The 17,203-nt window shown below is 41.8% G+C and carries 11 protein-coding genes; 10 read left to right on the top strand and 1 reads right to left on the bottom strand.

The genetic code is table 11. The annotated features are described in order from the left end of the window. Positions 1-204 precede the first annotated feature (204 nt). The 9 genes from DW125_RS03070 to DW125_RS03030 all read left to right on the top strand — a co-directional run bounded on the left by DW125_RS03070 (position 205) and on the right by DW125_RS03030 (position 14,083). Complete coding sequence (locus DW125_RS03070; protein WP_117537085.1) at positions 205-1,827, top strand: GH3 family domain-containing protein; 1,623 nt, start codon at positions 205-207, stop codon at positions 1,825-1,827. Positions 1,828-1,882: 55 nt separating this feature from the next. Then, positions 1,883-4,402, top strand: coding sequence for an HD domain-containing phosphohydrolase (locus DW125_RS03065; protein ID WP_117537084.1), 2,520 nt, complete (start codon positions 1,883-1,885; stop codon positions 4,400-4,402). A 271-nt stretch (positions 4,403-4,673) separates the two neighbouring features. Then, positions 4,674-5,774 (top strand): GGDEF domain-containing protein, encoded by a 1,101-nt coding sequence (locus tag DW125_RS03060; RefSeq protein WP_117537124.1) that lies wholly within the window; start codon positions 4,674-4,676, stop codon positions 5,772-5,774. Between the two features lie 351 nt (positions 5,775-6,125). Then, positions 6,126-8,378 (top strand): hemoblobin-interacting domain-containing protein, encoded by a 2,253-nt coding sequence (locus DW125_RS03055; RefSeq protein ID WP_442873171.1) that lies wholly within the window; start codon positions 6,126-6,128, stop codon positions 8,376-8,378. Positions 8,379-8,851: 473 nt separating this feature from the next. After that, on the top strand, positions 8,852-9,007 hold the full coding sequence (locus DW125_RS13975) for a hypothetical protein (RefSeq protein ID WP_158549881.1): 156 nt from the start codon (positions 8,852-8,854) through the stop codon (positions 9,005-9,007). A 154-nt stretch (positions 9,008-9,161) separates the two neighbouring features. Next, on the top strand, positions 9,162-10,493 hold the full coding sequence (locus DW125_RS03045; RefSeq protein WP_117537081.1) for a TrkH family potassium uptake protein: 1,332 nt from the start codon (positions 9,162-9,164) through the stop codon (positions 10,491-10,493). Between the two features lie 16 nt (positions 10,494-10,509). Further along, the gene (locus DW125_RS03040) at positions 10,510-11,157 is read left to right on the top strand and encodes a potassium channel family protein (RefSeq protein ID WP_117537080.1); all 648 of its coding nucleotides are present in this window, start codon (positions 10,510-10,512) and stop codon (positions 11,155-11,157) included. Positions 11,158-11,300: 143 nt separating this feature from the next. After that, positions 11,301-12,752: a Na+/H+ antiporter NhaC family protein gene (locus DW125_RS03035; RefSeq protein ID WP_117537079.1), complete on the top strand. Its 1,452-nt coding sequence runs from the start codon at positions 11,301-11,303 to the stop codon at positions 12,750-12,752. 38 nt (positions 12,753-12,790) lie between these two features. Continuing rightward, the gene (locus DW125_RS03030; protein WP_117537078.1) at positions 12,791-14,083 is read left to right on the top strand and encodes an L-cysteine desulfidase family protein; all 1,293 of its coding nucleotides are present in this window, start codon (positions 12,791-12,793) and stop codon (positions 14,081-14,083) included. A 172-nt stretch (positions 14,084-14,255) separates the two neighbouring features. On the opposite strand, the gene DW125_RS03025 is transcribed toward DW125_RS03030, so the two are convergent. Continuing rightward, complete coding sequence (locus DW125_RS03025) at positions 14,256-14,870, bottom strand: TetR/AcrR family transcriptional regulator (RefSeq protein ID WP_021860052.1); 615 nt, start codon at positions 14,868-14,870, stop codon at positions 14,256-14,258. A 214-nt stretch (positions 14,871-15,084) separates the two neighbouring features. Between DW125_RS03025 and DW125_RS03020 the strand changes: the two genes are divergently transcribed. After that, entirely contained in the window at positions 15,085-17,193 is a 2,109-nt protein-coding gene (locus DW125_RS03020) for an efflux RND transporter permease subunit (protein ID WP_117537077.1), read from the top strand. The last annotated feature ends 10 nt before the right edge of the window (positions 17,194-17,203 follow it).

The raw sequence follows: 17,203 nt of genomic DNA, 5'->3' as shown, positions 1-17,203 counted from the left end.
TGGAAACAGGGAATCTATTTTTTACTTATGATTTTTTGGAATTATCTGTATATCATTTTTCAGGATCTGTGGACTTTTCCGCAGACATTTTTTAATTATAGGGAATATCAGAAACATACACCTTTTTTAATACCAAATAAAGAAAGCATACAGGCATGTTTCTATAGTGTCAGAAAACAATGATCGATCTGGAGCGGACAGACTATGAATTTAGAAGAAAAATTAAAGAAACAACAGTATAAAGAAATCTGGCAGCAGTACTGTGGATTCCTTGATTTGTCCATGGATGGATATATGAAAATTCAACGGCGATTGATGGAGGAGCAGATCCGGTTATGGAGTAACTGTGGTCTGGGACAGTCTATTTTGAAGGGAAAGCATCCGAGCAATCTGGATGAATTTCGAAAAATGGTACCATTGACAACCTATGAAGACTATGCAGATGTGCTGCTTACCAAACAGCCGGATATGCTTCCGGGCAATCCGGTTATCTGGATCCAGACGACCTGGGAGGGTGGAAAGCATCCCATTAAGGTGGCGCCCTATACCAGAAGCATGCTGGATACCTATCGCAACAACGTGACAGCATGTCTGATTCTTTCTACCAGTAAAGAAAAGGGCTCTTTTGATGTGGCAGCTACAGACAAATTTTTGTATGCCCTGGCACCGTTGCCTTTTGCAACCGGACTTTTTCCGCTGGCATTGGGTGAGGAGATCGGTATTGAATTTTTACCGGCAGTTGATGAAGCAGTAAATATGAGCTTCAGCGAAAGAAATAAACTGGGATTTAAGATGGCCATGCAGAAGGATCTTGGTTTTTTCTTTGGCCTTGGAAGTGTGGCTTATGCAGTGAGTCTGAGTCTTTCTTCTTTGACCAGTGGCGGAGGTGGCGGCATTAAACTGTCAAGCCTTATGAAATGCAAGCCTCATATGATCTTACGTATGATCCAGGCAAAGCGCCGGTGTAAGAGAGAAAACAGAACATTTCTCCCAAAGGATCTGTTTCATCTAAAAGGATTTATGGTGGCAGGTACGGATAACCTGTGTTATAAAGATGATCTGGAAGAACTTTGGGGCATTCGTCCCATGGAATTGTTCGCCGGTACGGAGCCTTCCATTATGGGTACAGAGACATGGACAAGAAAGGGAATGTATTTCTTCCCGGATACTGCGTTCTATGAGTTTATCACAGAGAAGGATATGATGAGGAATTATGACGATCCTTCTTATATTCCGCCTACCTATCTGATGGATGAGGTGAGACCTGGTGAAAAGTATGAGCTGGTATTTACGATTCTGAAGGGCGGTGCGTTTGCCCGCTATCGTTGTGGAGATATGTATCGCTGTGTGGGATTGGAAAACCGGGAAGATGAGACCAGGATTCCCCGTTTTGAATATGTGGACCGGGTACCCTGGATCATTGATATCGCAGGATTTACCAGAATTTCGGAAAATGGAATTCGAAGTGTAATCAGCCTTTCCAAACTTCCAATCACCAACTGGGTGGCAACGAAAGAATACAATGAACAGAATCGACCGTATCTTCACATGTATGTGGAACTGGAACAGGAGGCACTTCTTAGCAATGCCATGAGTGCCAATATTTTAAAGGATTTACTGAGTACATATTTCAAATATATTGATCAGGATTATCGGGATCTGAAAAAGATTCTGGGTATGGATCCATTACAGGTGACAATTTTCACCTGCGGAACCTTTGAAGCCTATGAGAAAAAGACAGGCAAAAAGATACATCAGATGAATCCTTCTCATTACGATATGAAGGAATTACTGGATGTGCAGGAATATCTAAATAAAGTAAGATAACTGTGCAGGCATGGAACAGTTATGAGTGAAGCAAAGAATGGGATAAGGGAAATTTATGGAAACCTACGGATATATATCAATTATAGCCATGCTGTGCTATGGCTTTCTGCTGTTGATGTTTTTGACAGCAAAGAAAAATAAAATAATAAACAGTTTTCTGGTGGTATTGACGGGATTACTTTTCTGGACCGGAGGTTCTGCCTTTATGCGTGCACAGTTCTGGCCGGGATACGAATTCTGGTATCAGGTTTCCCTGTTGGGAATTTTATTACTGCCATATGCGTATTACCGTTTTATTCTTGCCTTTGGCGGAGTCAGGAACGGATCCACCGGTAGAATATACCTGGTAATCATGCTGATCTGCTTTTGGGTGAATGCCCAATTTGGAGCTTTTCTGGAAGCCCCTGAGATGGTAGAAAAAAGAGGGGTACAAAGCTTTGTATATGAGATTAAGCCATCTATTATTGCATTTTTTATCCCGGCAGGATTTTTTCTGATTCATCTTTTCGTAATTCTTGTACGGATCTGTAAAGAAAATCCTACCATGAAAGTTCAGTATGAACCGGTGATGATGGGAGTGCTTGCACTGTTTCTTGGCAATGCATTTCTTGGAATTCCTTTTTTCAGCGGCTTTCCGATCGATATTTTAAGTGGTGTAGTAAATGTATTTTTACTGTTTTATGCCCTGATTCGAAGACGATTATTCCGCCTCCAGATGCTGGCATCTCCCAGTTTATGTTATGGTGTAGGATTGCTGTTTTCTATTTTTGTATTTTTAAATATCATGCCGTTTCTGCAAAAAATTCTCCATATGCAGCCGGATAAGAATATCACCATGTACACCCTTGTATTTGCCATTGTTTTTCTGATTACCTATGCAATCTTTACTTATCTGTGGAAGCTTTTGATCCGCAGTGTATTTGTAAAGGAAGAGAATCATCAGGCGGAGAAGTTAAGGGAATTTAATTCAGCAATTTCAAAAACCCTGGATCTTCAGGAAATTCTGGATCGAACCATCCGGGTGATGAAAGAATTGATGGATGTGGGCAATATCTATATATGTATGCAGAAAGCACCCGGAGAGACTTACTGTGGAGTTGCAAGTGACCAGCCTCTTAACGATCTGGCATTTTCTCTGGAAGAAGAAAATCCGATGATACAATGGCTGAAAGATCATGAAGAGCCGCTGGTTTACAGGGATTTTCGCTATTCTGTAGAATATAAGTCCATGTGGGAGGAAGAAAAACATCATCTGGATAAGAAGCACACGCGCTACTGTGCCGGATTAAAAGACGGTGATACTTTGGCAGGGGTGATATTGATCACGGCAGATTCCGGGAAAAAGAGATTGGTCTATGATGAAGTGGAACTGATCTCAAACATCACATCGGTGGCTTCTATTGCTATTAAAAATGCAAGAATGTACGAAAAAGCTTGTATCGAGGCAAGAACGGATGAGATGACCGGTTTGTTGAATCGAAAATATTTCCATGAAGTACTTTATGAAGAATTTGAAAAGAATAAAGATGCCTCGTTGGCACTTGCAATTATCAATGTAGATGATTTTAAGTTATATAATCAGCTGTATGGTTTAAAAGAAGGTGATCTGTGTCTCCAGCGCATTGCAAAAATCATCCAAAGCAGTGTGGGAGAAAACGGATATGCTGCCCGTTACGGTGGAAAAGAATATGCTGTTTTGTTGCCGGGATATGATCTTTTCTCAGCCAGAAATCTGGTGGAATCCATTGAAAAGCAGATTTCTGTTATGAATAATCGCAGGACAGACATGAAGCTGAAAGCAATTACGGTCAGTGCGGGAATCAGTGCGGCACCTTATGCGGCAAAAAATGTGAAGGAACTGCTGGAGAATGTGGATCTTGCAGTTTACCATGTGAAACACAGTGGAAAGAACGGGATCCAGGTCTTTGATACCATGTTCCGCAATGCCAACAAGAATATAGTGTCAACAAACCGGGCACATATTTATCAGGAATATGAATCAACCATCTATGCACTGACAGCAGCAATCGATGCAAAAGATCATTATACATTCAGCCATTCCACAAATGTGGCCTATTATGCAACAGCGCTTGCAACAGCACTTGGCATGAATGAAGATATGGTGGAGATCATTCGCCAGGCAGCCCTTTTACATGATGTTGGTAAGATTGGTATCCCGGAGTATGTATTAAATAAGGCCGGCAAACTGACAGACGACGAGTATGAAATAATCAAGGGACATGTGGAATCGTCTATCGATATTATCCGTCATCTGCCTTCTCTGGATTATGTTATTCCGGCTGTTATCGGTCATCATGAACGTTATGATGGCAAAGGATATCCACGACGGATCGCAGGAGAGGATATACCTCTGACAGCACGTATCCTGTGTGTGGCAGATTCCTTTGATGCCATGACGTCCAAACGTTGTTATAAGAAGGCCTTCTCGTTGAATGTAGCAAGAGAGAAACTTCTTCAGGACGCAGGAAAACAATTTGACCCGGATCTGGTCTACAAATTTGTGGAATGCCTGGATAACGGGACCATTACGTTAGTGAAAGCTGAAGAGATATAAAAAAGGTAACATTCAATGTCTGTTGTGACGGCAGAATACGATGAATGCTCCTGTTATGAAGTAGATGCATGAGAAAAGAGCAATCTTATGCATCTATTTTTTTGACAATGGATTTTGCATGTAGATGTGAAAGTGTATATCTTTTTCATGCATAGTTTGTTAGAATATAGTTTAGGGTTTATGAATTCGAAAACAGAATCTTTTGCTGCAGTTAAACAAAGCAAATATTTGTGAAAAAGCAGTGATAGATGAAAAAATGGGAAGTTTTGTAATGGATGGATATTTTTATGTATTAACTACAATTGATCTTTTTGTTTTATGCTTTATGTGCATACTCACATATCTGAGTGAATCGCTTAGCGAAAAACAAAAGCGTGGCTTTTTTCTGGCCTATCTTATGATCGCAGGAATTTCAGTGCTGGAGGTCATAACAGTGGTTGTGGATGGCTTGCCGTCCGGATACCGATGGCTGAATATTGTGTCTAATTATCTGGGGTTTGGCCTGTCGCCGGCGGTGTCTATCTGTCTTGTGTATGTATTGGACAGAAAAACAGCTCTCCGACGGAAGATCAGAATTGCAGTGTGTTGTGAGATCGCATATCTTATGTTTCTGTTGATTTCTATTCCATATGGAATGGTATTCTCCGTGAGTGTGGATAATATTTATTCACGTGGTCCGCATTTTTACATATATGTCATCATGTATTTTGGGGCAATTTTGTATCTTTCGATATCTACGATCGTCACAGCCAGAGAATTTCAGAATCGCAGCAGGATGCTGATCTATCCATTGATTCTTTTTGTGATGGCGGAAACAGTCATTCAGATTGCACTGCCTGAACTTCATGTAACATGGTTATGTATTACGTTGCTTTCTGTATTATATTTTATCTATTGCAATGAAATGTGGAATCAGTTGGATGCACTCACAGGACTTTTGAATCAGAACAGCTATTTGAAACAGACCAGGGAGGTAAAATACAACAAAGGAGTGCTGGTGGTGTTTGACGCGGATGATTTCAAACAGGTCAATGACTGTCATGGTCACGTGAAAGGTGATCTTTGCCTTGCGGATATTGCGGAATGTATCAAAAAAGCATATGCAGACTTTGGATATTGTTATCGGATAGGTGGGGATGAGTTTTGTGTATTACTGAAAAACGGAGCGAAAGAAGAGGAATGCAAACAGGAATTTCTGCGGCGGTGGACAGAGAAACGAAGAAAGTTCACATTTTTCCCAACCGTTTCTTACGGGTCAGCTCCATTTTCAGATGAAGATATTGCAGTTGTCAAAGACAGAGCGGATCAGGATATGTATCAATATAAAAAAGAACGTAAGAAACATCACGCGCCAAGTCTTACAGACGTTTGATTTGAAGTGATTATTCAAAGGGCATATGCTATCATTTTTGTATAGTAAACAAACCTTAAAGGACGCATGTTAAGGTTTACAAATTGTTTCCGAAAGAAGAAATGAATATGAGTAAGAAATTTATAAGTATCTTATTAAGTATGGCGATGGTGCTATCAATGTTATTGGTGCCAGGGACGGAGGCAATGGCGGCAGGAGATTAAGGGAGCCTGTATCGTGAGCGGTACGGGCTCCTTTTTGGGTACGCGTACTGTTATTGAGAAAATAATTAGTTGACACTAACTCTACATGATGTTAATCTGTGATTAGCATTGACTAACTAAATATATGGAGGAAGGACTATTGAAGAGAATGAGGAGAAAATGCAAAACACTCCTGCTGGCATTATTATTGCTAATCACAGGTGTGATAATAGGTGAAGTAAACGTATCGGCAGCAGAGAAAGAGATTACCATTGACAGCATTTCCGTAAAGCAGGATTCGTTCAACGGATTATGGCAATTGAAATTTGCGGATGCAAATTATACGGATGCGATCACGAAAATCTCTGTCAATGACACGGACTGGGAAGCGTATAGTTTCACACCTTCTATGGGTGGAAAATATCGTATCCGGGACGGCGCCGTTGAATTTGCACAGAAAAGCTACAGTCAGACCGCAGCGTTGAAAAATGGTGATGTGATTTCAATTACGGCAACCGGATACAAAACATTAGCTTTCAAAGTTGCTATCGCGGATGGAAAGCTTACAATTTCGCAGGATACAAAGCCAGGCGATAACATGAAGCTTTACGTGCGACTAGTCGGAAGCTTTGAGTCGGCACTTGTAAATCAAAAAGGATACGATGCAATCAGTGGTGCATCTACGAATGTGACGCAAAATAAAAACAGTGATGCAAGTGTAGAGGTTGCACTTGTAAATGCAGATCAGGAACCGACAAAAAATGATTGGAAGCTTTTAAGCGAAAGCGATATTCGTATAAAATCCAAAGAGTCTTCGGTGATAATTGTAAATCACGACGATGCGTCCAAAGGAAATGATTCTGGGATGGCGGGTGTGTATTCCGTTCATGATGGTTCCCTTACGTTAGCCGGAACCCCTGCAAATGCAGGTACATATGATATCAGCGTATCGATCACAGACGAAGACGGACATACTGCGACAAGTAACAGCCTGCCGTTTCGTGTTTTCAGTGGAGAAGAAACATTAAAAGATCAGCTTGTGTTATCAAACTGTACGAAAACGGCAGACGGAAAATATATGTATGATATGGAGCCGTGGGCGATTAAAAACTTTACAGATGCTTCCGGCGATCAGAGGGTCACTGTTCCGGCAGATGTAAAAGCGTGGTATGGTTCTCACACAAGTGGCACATATGGAGAACTTGGATACGCTGTACCAGAGGGCACTGCACAGAAGCAGACATTGATCTTGCCAAAAGGATGCAATCTGACATTGGTAAATATGGATATTTTATCCAGTGTGAAAATTATTGTTGGGGACGGTGCGAAGCTCACACTTCGAGATTCTGTCATTCAGGGAGTTGTAGAAGTACAAAATGGCGGAACATTTTCCATGAATTATAACGACTATGGAGAAGGCGAGTTTCTGAACGGAGCGTCCATTAATGGTCAACTGATCTTGCAGGATGGTGCCACATTGGAAAATGCAAAAATTTACTCAAATACGAACAACATTGCAAATGGATCAAGTGCACGTCACAATACAGAACCGGTCGTTGTCGTAAATGGAAATGTTTCATTGAAAGGAAAGGTATTCGTGCGCGGCGACGAGGCACCTACCGGAACAGATGCTGCTACAGGAAAAAGCTATACCGGCCAGAGGGGACTGAAGGTTAATGGCACACTTACTTTGGAAAAAGATGCCGTACTTGCTGTCTTTGGCGGTGGAAAAGATGCAACTACATCAAATGGCGGAACAGCAGTTGAGCTAAATGGTGGAACCATTACCGGAGAAGGAAAACTCATCTGCGTCGGTGGCGATGGACATTTTGGAGAAGGTGGAAATGCAGTGAGCGGTACGGGAATGATTTCCGTAGCAAATGCATACTTAGAAGGTGGCGCTTCTGTTTCCAAATCAAGTACACCGGGAAAAGCATTGGGTGATAATGTGAAGCTTGCAGGAACAACGAATCGAAATCTGATCGATGGAGAAAATGTAAATGATATCGATTATGATAATGATACATATTGGAGAGATATTCTGACTGTGCCGAACCTTTCTTTATATCCGGTAGATGCAAATGCACCGGGCGAGACGACAGAGCCGGAAAAGCCGGGCGAGACGACAAAGCCGGAAAAGCCGGGCGAGACGACAAAGCCGGAAAAGCCGGGCGAGGCGACAGAGCCGGAAAAACCGGGCGAGACGACAGAGCCGGAGAAGCCATCAAGTGGTGGAACAGATACGAATACAGGTAAGGATAAACAAAACAAGACGAAAACAACTGTAAAAACACAAGTGAAAAGCAAAAAGAATGCTTCGGTTAAAACAGGCGACAGTTCCAAGCCGATTTTATGGGCGGTTCTTATGGTCGTAGCAATTGCCGGAATAACAAGAAGCTTAATGCTGAGAAAAAAGAACTAATGGTCTTTACAAGTTAATCACTTTTTTGTTTACGGATAACAATAACATCATTTAAATTTAATATCATATTTGGTTGAGGAAGCACAGAAAGATCATCCCGAAGTATAAGGAAAATGATGATCTGATGTGCTTCTTCGATAGTTTAATACAGCGGCTGATATTGTTAAGGTCCGCAAGTCGACGAAGTCACACGTTTCGATCTCACTGAAGGATTTAGAGACGAAGAGACTGGTCGACAGGATTCAAAGTCCGAATAATAAGAAGCGTATTGAAATCGTTTTATTAGATGATGCAATTCCGATCATAGAAGCAGGGAAAAACGCACAGAAGCAATTTGCGAAAAATGTTTTGAGTGGATTAACAGAAGAAGAGATGCAGATGTGCATCCAGGTATTTCAAAAGATTTGTAACAATGCGGATGAATGTTTGAAGAAAAATGCGGAGTGAGATGATGAAAAAAATATTTATGTTATTTGACAAGAATGGTAGCTGCCATCATCCTTTCTTTCGGATGCTACATCCCGGTTACATTGTTCAGCAAGAAAAAACCAATGGTGGGTCTGCTGATGATCCCAAAGACATGTGCTTACATGTGGATGATCGCAATGGGACTTCAGTTGTTATTTTAGATAATAGGAAAAATTGAAAAGCTGTCGCTTTTACGATGGTTCAATCGCAAAGTGGCAGTTTTTTGCTATCTTGATTTCAAACAGGTGTAGTATTATACTACAGCTATACGTAGATATTGTTTGACTCATTAATAGAAGAAATTAGGGATTTGACATGATGAAAAACATAGGAAGACATTTTACACCGTTTCAATTGATCACGATGGGTTTTGCCGCAGTTATCTTATGTGGCGCGTTTTTGCTGACGTTGCCAATCTCCTCGGTGGAGGGAGTATTTACGCCATTTCACAAGGCTTTATTTACTTCTACTTCGGCGGTGTGCGTGACCGGGCTGGCAGTGCTGGACACGGGGAGCTACTGGTCTTTCTTTGGACAGCTTGTTATTTTAATACTGATCCAGACCGGTGGGCTTGGCGTGGTGACAGTTACGGTTTCGATCACATTGTTGTCCGGGAAAAAGATTTCTCTTATGCAGCGCACGACAATGCAGGATGCCATTGCAGCGCCAAGGATCGGAGGAATTGTCCGACTGACGAAGTTTATATTAAAAGGAACATTTCTGGTAGAGCTTATCGGAGCGGTATTACTGCTGCCGGTTTTCGGAAAAGATTTTGGCGTGAAGGGAATCTGGATGTCAATCTTTCATTCTATTTCTGCATTTTGCAATGCGGGATTTGACATTCTCGGAACGACGAAAAATACGTTTCCGTCCCTCCTGCAGTATGCGGGAAATGCTCTTGTAAATGTAGTGATTATGCTGCTTATCATTATCGGCGGCATTGGTTTTCTTACATGGGAAGATGTGTGCACGAACACATATCATTTCCGGCGCTATCGACTGCAAAGCAAGATCGTTCTCGTGACGACGGCAGTGCTTATTTTATTGCCGAGCCTTTTCTTTTTCTTTTGGAATTTTAAAAATCTTGCAATGGAGGAACGGCTGCTTGCATCGTTTTTCCAGGCGGTGACACCGAGAACTGCCGGGTTTAACACCGTAGATATCGGAAAGATGGCGGAACCGGCACAGACACTTATTATCATTCTTATGCTGATCGGTGGATCGCCGAGTTCTACAGCCGGAGGTATGAAGACAACGACAATTGCAGTGCTGCTCTTAAATGCATTTGCAACATTTCGAAGTAAAGATACGGTAAGTGCATTTCACAGACGAATTGATAATCATGTAATACGCGATGCAGCTACACTTTTGATGCTGTATGTGATGCTTTTCTTTGGCGGCGGAATCGCGATCAGCATGTATGAAGGTCTGCCATTGGCCGAATGCCTTTATGAGACGGCTTCGGCGGTTGGAACAGTGGGACTTACACTTGGAATCACGCCACACCTTCATATGGCGTCCCAGTTGATCCTTATCGTGTTAATGTATCTTGGAAGAGTCGGAGGGCTTACATTGATCTATGCTGTATTTTCATCCAGAAATAAGAGTACAGCAAAGTTCCCGGTAGAACAGATTACAGTTGGATAGTTTGGAGGAAATAGACATGAAAAATATTTTACTTATTGGACTTGGAAGATTTGGCAGACATCTCGCCGTAGAGTTAAATGAGCTTGGCCATGAGGTTATGGCAGTTGATGATGAGGAAGACAGAGTAAATGAAATTCTGCCATATGTTACGAACGCGCAGATTGGAGACAGCACAAATGCAGACTTCTTAAAATCACTTGGGATTGGAAATTTTGATATTTGTTTTGTAACAATTTCGGCAAATTTTGAAAATTCATTGGAGACGACTTCTCTATTAAAAGAGCTTGGAGCAAAGATTGTTATCTCCCGGGCAGAACGAGATATTCAGAAGAAATTTCTCTTAAGAAACGGAGCAGATCAGGTCGTATACCCGGAACGCCAGGTAGCCAAGTGGGCATCTATCCGGTACACGGCAGACCACATTTTGGATTATATGGAAATTGACGCATCCCACGCAATTTTCGAGGCGGAAGTGCCGGAGGAGTGGCTTGGAAAGACAATCGGAGAGCTGGATGTCCGAAGAAAATATAATATCAATATCATTGCAGTGAAAGATAAAGGCGGGGTGAACATCGCCCTTTCCACAGATACGCTTTTGAAGCAGGATGCGACAATTTTAGTAATCGGAGAACATAAAGCGATTAAGAGATGGTTCAACATATAAAATCTGAACGAGCGGACCTTCTTATATAGAAAATACCTTTTACAGTTTATCAATTTTGTGTATTAGACAGGATAAACCTAGTGGAGTAGTATGTTTTCTAACAGCTGATATAGCTGTACACAAAATATAAGGAGGACAGTAAAATGGGAGAAAGAAGATTAACGTTCCGCGGGGGACGTGCAATGGCGTTGGTTCCATTTGCGATATTTATTATTATTACGATAGGATTATCTTTCGCAAATTTTCAGGATATTAATGCCATGGTTGCAGCAGGTGTGATCGCACTTTTGATTGGAATGCTTTTCAGCAAAGATCTGGATCGTTATTGGGATGTTATATTAAAAGGACTTGGTTCGAAAGTAGCGATGACCGCAGTGATGTTATGGTTAGTTGTGGGAATGTATGGAGCCATATTGAAAAGTGGACATATTGTAGAAGGACTTGTATGGGTTTCCGTAAAACTTGGAGTGTCCGGAGCTGTATTTACAGTATGCGCATTTGTTTTTTCGGCATTGTTTGCAGTGGCAACAGGATCTGGGTTTGGAACGATTTCAACGATGTGCTTTATTTTATATCCGGCAGGCATTTTATTAGGATGCAACCCGGCGGTTCTGGCAGGTGCGATCTTATCTGGAGCAGCATTTGGTGATAACTTCGCACCGGTATCGGATACAACGATCATTGCAGCAACCTCTCAGGAGTATAAATATACAAATGGAGCGGCAAGCATCGGTGGCACCGTAAAATGCAGATATAAATATGTTTTTATCGCTGCGATCATTGCAGCAGTATTGTTTTTTGTATTTGGCGGTTCCGGAAATACACTGGATCCGACAGAAGCGGAAAATCTGTTGAAGCAGTATCAGATGCCACAAGGATTGTTACTTCTGATACCTACACTGGTAGTTATTATTCTGGCTGTAAAAGGAGTAAATATATTTGCCAGTCTCGGAACGGGCAGCATTCTGGCTATTGTGATCGGATTGGGAGCAAAGCTTTTCAAACCGACCGATCTGATCTGCATCAAAGACGGCGCAATCAGCGGAACGATCACAAGTGGAGTGTCAGGTATGTTTAATGTATCGATCCTGCTAATGATCGTTGTATCTATGGGAGAGCTACTTATAGCATCCGGATGCATGGAGGCAGTTGTAGATTGGCTGAACAATTCGGTCATCAAAACAGAAAGAGGCGCGGAAATTTCGATGTTCTGCCTGTCTACCGTGTTTGGTATTCTGATTGCTGCAATCAACACAATTGCAAATATATGTGTAGCTCCATTTATGAATGCGATCGGTAAGAAAAATGACATTCATCCATATAGAAGAGCAAATATACTTGCGACAACCATTTGCTCATTTCCATTTTTCCTTCCATTCGGCGGATGTGTATTACTTTTGCTTGGTGGAATCTCTTCGCAGACAGATGCATATGCATTTCTTCCGAAGCTTGGCGCAGGAGACATGATTGCTACGACGTTTTACAGCTGGGCAATCTGGGCAGTGATGCTTGTAAGCTGCATTACCGGAAAGGGAAGAGCATTCGAAGGAAGAAATGGAGAGTATATCGAAGCAAAAAAGAATCCGAATAAATAAGAGAGCAGTTTTCAAATGCAAAGGAGGTAAATTTTAAAATGAATGAACTGACAAAATTAATCAAAGCGGACATGCTTCCGGCACTTGGTGTGACGGAGCCGGGAGCGATCGCATTCAGTGTAGCGAAGGCACGTTCCTACACAAAAGGAGAATTAAAACATGTAAATGTTGCAATGAACAGTGGAATGTATAAGAATGCATTTACGTGTGGAATTCCGAATTCCAATGAAGTGGGCAATGTGTTTGCTGCAGCACTCGGCTACGTGGCTGGAAATGCAGAAAAAGGATTGGAATCGCTGGCAGATGTAAAACCAGAAGACAATGTTACCGCACAAAAGCTCATTGACGAAGGTAAGATCACCGTCGAGTTAAGCGGTATTACAAGTCGTATCTTTATCCAGGCAACAGTGGAGACGGAAAGCGATAAGGCAATAGTTACGATCCGTGATTCTCACACGAATATTACGAAGATTGAAGTAAATGGGGAGGTGCTGGAGGAGAGTGAGGCAGAGCATGCCGCAGATACGACAGAGGCGGACGCAAAGGAAGCGGTACATTCTATTCACGGCTACACATTGAAGGAAATCTTAGAATATGTAGAAACGGTGCCGGTGGAAGAGATTGAATTTGTAAAAGAAGCTTACAAAGTAAACCTGGAATTATTCCACGAAGGACTTGAAAATCCACGCACGACATTTGCAAGAACGCTTCTTGCAATGAACGGTGGCAAAGAGATTTCCGACGATGAGAAGAATACAGCGTCTCTTCTTTGCAATGCAGCCATCGAGGCACGCGTGATCGGACTCGACAAACCGGCAATGAGTATTACCGGTTCCGGCGCACATGGAATTATCGCTACAATGCCACTCTATGGTGTGTACAAGATTAACCACTTGAGTGAAGAAATTTTGTATCGTGCGACAATGTTGAGCTATCTTGTCTGCACTTATATTAAAGAGTACTCCGGAAGATTGTCTGCATTTTGCGGATGCGCGATCGCGGCAGGATCTGGTATGGCTTGCGGAGTCTGCTACATGAAGGGTGGCAGATTAAAGGAACTGGAATATACCCTCAACAATATGGCATCTTCCATTACCGGCATGATCTGCGATGGCGGAAACCAGGGCTGTACGATGAAAGGTGTGGCTGCCTGTGACACAGCATTTCGATCAGTAGAATTTGCACTTGAAGGCGTTCATATCGACAAGGCTCATGGTATCAACGGGGCGACACCGGAAGAGACGATGCGCAACATGGGACTTATTGCATCGCCGGGAATGGTAGCGACAGAGAAGACGATCGTAGAGATTTTCGAAGATAAGTTGAGATAGTCAGAGACAGGATTGCAGAAGGCATTCTTAGGATGGATGCACTCCCTCCCGGGAAGATAACAGTTGTGCCAAGACATATCACTGGCCAACTTCGGCACTTGCAAAGAAGCTGCCAAAGAAAAATCGCTTAGACCTGAGAAAAAAGGTCTAAGCGATTTTTACATTTGGTGTGTTATTCGGCATCTTCTTTTACAGTAAATACTTCGATGATCTTCTTTAATGTCTCGTGAAGATATGGCATATATTCTTCCATCGATACCGGTGTCTGTTTTAAGATGCAGCTGTAACTTGTGGAGCCGATCAGCTCAATGATCGTATAGAGCATAAGGCTTGGTGACGTACAGTTGACATGATAACGTTCCAGTGATTCTAAGTAATGGTCAAAAAATGCCTGTGGCAGTACGCTGGCACCGTTCGATACTTCTGCCTGGAAAATTCCCCAGGATAGATTCTTCGCAACGAACTGGATCAACGGTTCATCGGTCATAAATCTTCCTATAATGTAATCTGTCATAAATAATACTTCGTCTTCAAATGTTGGCACATTTGCTTTATCCAACTCTAAGTGCGCATCGTTGAAAAGCTGCGTAGCTTTGTATGCGATCAGTTTATCGCGCAGGTCAAACTTGTCTTTGAAGTACAGATAAAAAGTACCTTTGGCAAGCCCGGCGCGATCTACGATGTCAGCGACAGTTGTCTTGGAAAATCCTTTTTCTGTAAATAACTGAAAAGCCGCCCGCAACAGAGTATGTTTTTTTTGCTTTTTATTATCGTCTACTTTTCCCATAATCATTCCTTCTTATCCTAATTACATATATTAATAGGAACTGTTTGTCCTTTTACGTAAGTTTTACATTTATATGGTAGGTTATTTTTACTTGCATGTCAAGAAAAATGACTTTTTTTCATTTTTTATATAAAAAAGATTGACTAAAAGTCATTTTAGTGTATACTATACTACGAAAGAGATTTATGAAGAGTATTAAGGAGATGATACAACAATGGTTAAGGTAGGAAAGTGGATTGCAAAGCACCGAGTAATTGTGCTGATTCTCGCATTGCTGCTGACAATCCCGTCAGCAATCGGAGTAGTGAAGACGAGAGTTAATTATGATCTGCTGAGTTATCTTCCGGAACATCTGGAGACGGTAAAAGGCCAGGATATTCTCGTAGATGAATATGGCATGGGAGCATTCTCCATGGTGGTTGTGAAGGACATGGAATTGAAAGACGTCCAGCAAATGAAAGAAAAATTCAGTAAGGTCAAACACGTAAAGGACGTGTTATGGTATGATGATGTTGCAGATATTAGCCTTCCGGTAGAGATGATCCCGAAGGATTTAAGAGAGTCATTTTTCAAAGGCGATGCAACAATGATGTTAGTATTATTCGATAATACAACATCCTCAGATGATGCGATGGATGCATTGACACAGCTTCGTCATGTGGCGAATAAGCAGTGCTTCATCAGCGGTATGACAGGAATTGTTACAGATATTAAGAACATAGCAATGCAGGAACTGCCAGTATATGTGGTCATTGCAGCAGTTCTGAGTCTGATTGTTCTGGAGCTGACATGTGGATCTTTTGTCGTTCCTGTTTTATTCTTGCTCAGTATCGGACTTGCGATTTTGTATAATCTGGGAAGTAATATTATCCTCGGAGAAACTTCCTATATTACGCAGGCATTGACAGCGGTACTGCAACTTGGAGTTACGATGGACTATTCTATCTTCCTGCTGAACAGTTACGAAGAAAATAAGAAGAGGTTCCCTGGTGAGAAAGAACGTGCCATGGGGCATGCCATTTCCAACACATTCAAGTCTGTAGCGGGAAGTTCTGTTACAACCGTAGCCGGATTTGTTGCACTTTGTGTTATGACATTTGCACTTGGACGTGACCTTGGAATCGTTATGGCAAAGGGTGTTGTGATTGGAGTTATCTGTTGTGTAACTGTGCTTCCGTCACTCGTATTGTTCTTTGATAAGGCGATCGATAAGACACAGCACAAGCTGCTGCTGGCGCATATGGATAAGCCATCCGCATTTATTACCAAGCATTACAAAGCATGGATTGTAATCTTCCTTGTATTATTGCTTCCGGCTATTTATGGTAACAATCATACAAAGATTTATTACAACATTGCTGATTCATTGCCGTCTACACTGGACAGTAACGTAGCGAATGCAGAACTTAAGAAAGACTTTAATATGAACAACATGCATATCGTCATGATGGATAAGAACATGGATTCACTGGATAAGCAGAAGATGTTTGATGAGATCGATAAGGTCGAGGGTGTTAAATGGACAATCAGCATGAACTCCTTGATTGGACCAAGCGTTCCGGATTCTATGATTCCGAAGGACATTAAGAAGATGCTTAAAAGTGATAATTACGAACTTGCATTCGTAGGTTCTGAATATGAATCAGCAACCGACCAGGTAAATGCACAGATCAAAAAGGTTGATAAGATCGTTAAGAAATATGATAAATCAGGAATGGTGATTGGTGAAGCACCACTGATGAAAGACTTACAGGATGTTACAGATACAGACCTTGTAAGAGTAAATGCAATTTCCATTGCAGCCATTTTCATCATTATTATGGTGATTTTCAAATCCATTTCGTTGCCGATCATCCTGGTATCTGTTATTGAATTTGCAATTATGGTAAATATGGCGATTCCTTATTATCAGGGAATCAGTCTTCCGTTCGTTGCCAGCATCGTTATCGGAGCGATCCAGTTAGGAGCAACCGTTGATTACGCGATCCTGATGACAACCCGTTATCAGCGTGAACGACAGCACGGCAAGCAGAAGATGGAAGCAATCAGCATTGCGCACAAGACAAGTATGGAATCTATCATCAGTAGTGGACTGAGTTTCTTCGCAGCAACATTTGGTGTTGCATGTTACTCAAAGGTTGAGATGATCGGATCTATCTGTACACTGTTAGCGCGAGGCGCTATCATCAGTATGGTAGTCGTACTTTTTGTACTGCCGGCAATGTTTATGATTTTTGACAAAGTAATCTGCAAGACATCCATTGGTTTCCTTGATGATAAGAAAATGGTAGGAAATGATGTGTATGCCGCAGAGGCGAAGTAAGGTAGAAAGG

It is taken from the genome of Dorea sp. AM10-31 (assembly GCF_003435815.1).
Taxonomy (GTDB): domain Bacteria; phylum Bacillota; class Clostridia; order Lachnospirales; family Lachnospiraceae; genus Dorea_D; species Dorea_D hominis.
This window is presented reverse-complemented; position numbering and strand designations above follow the sequence as displayed.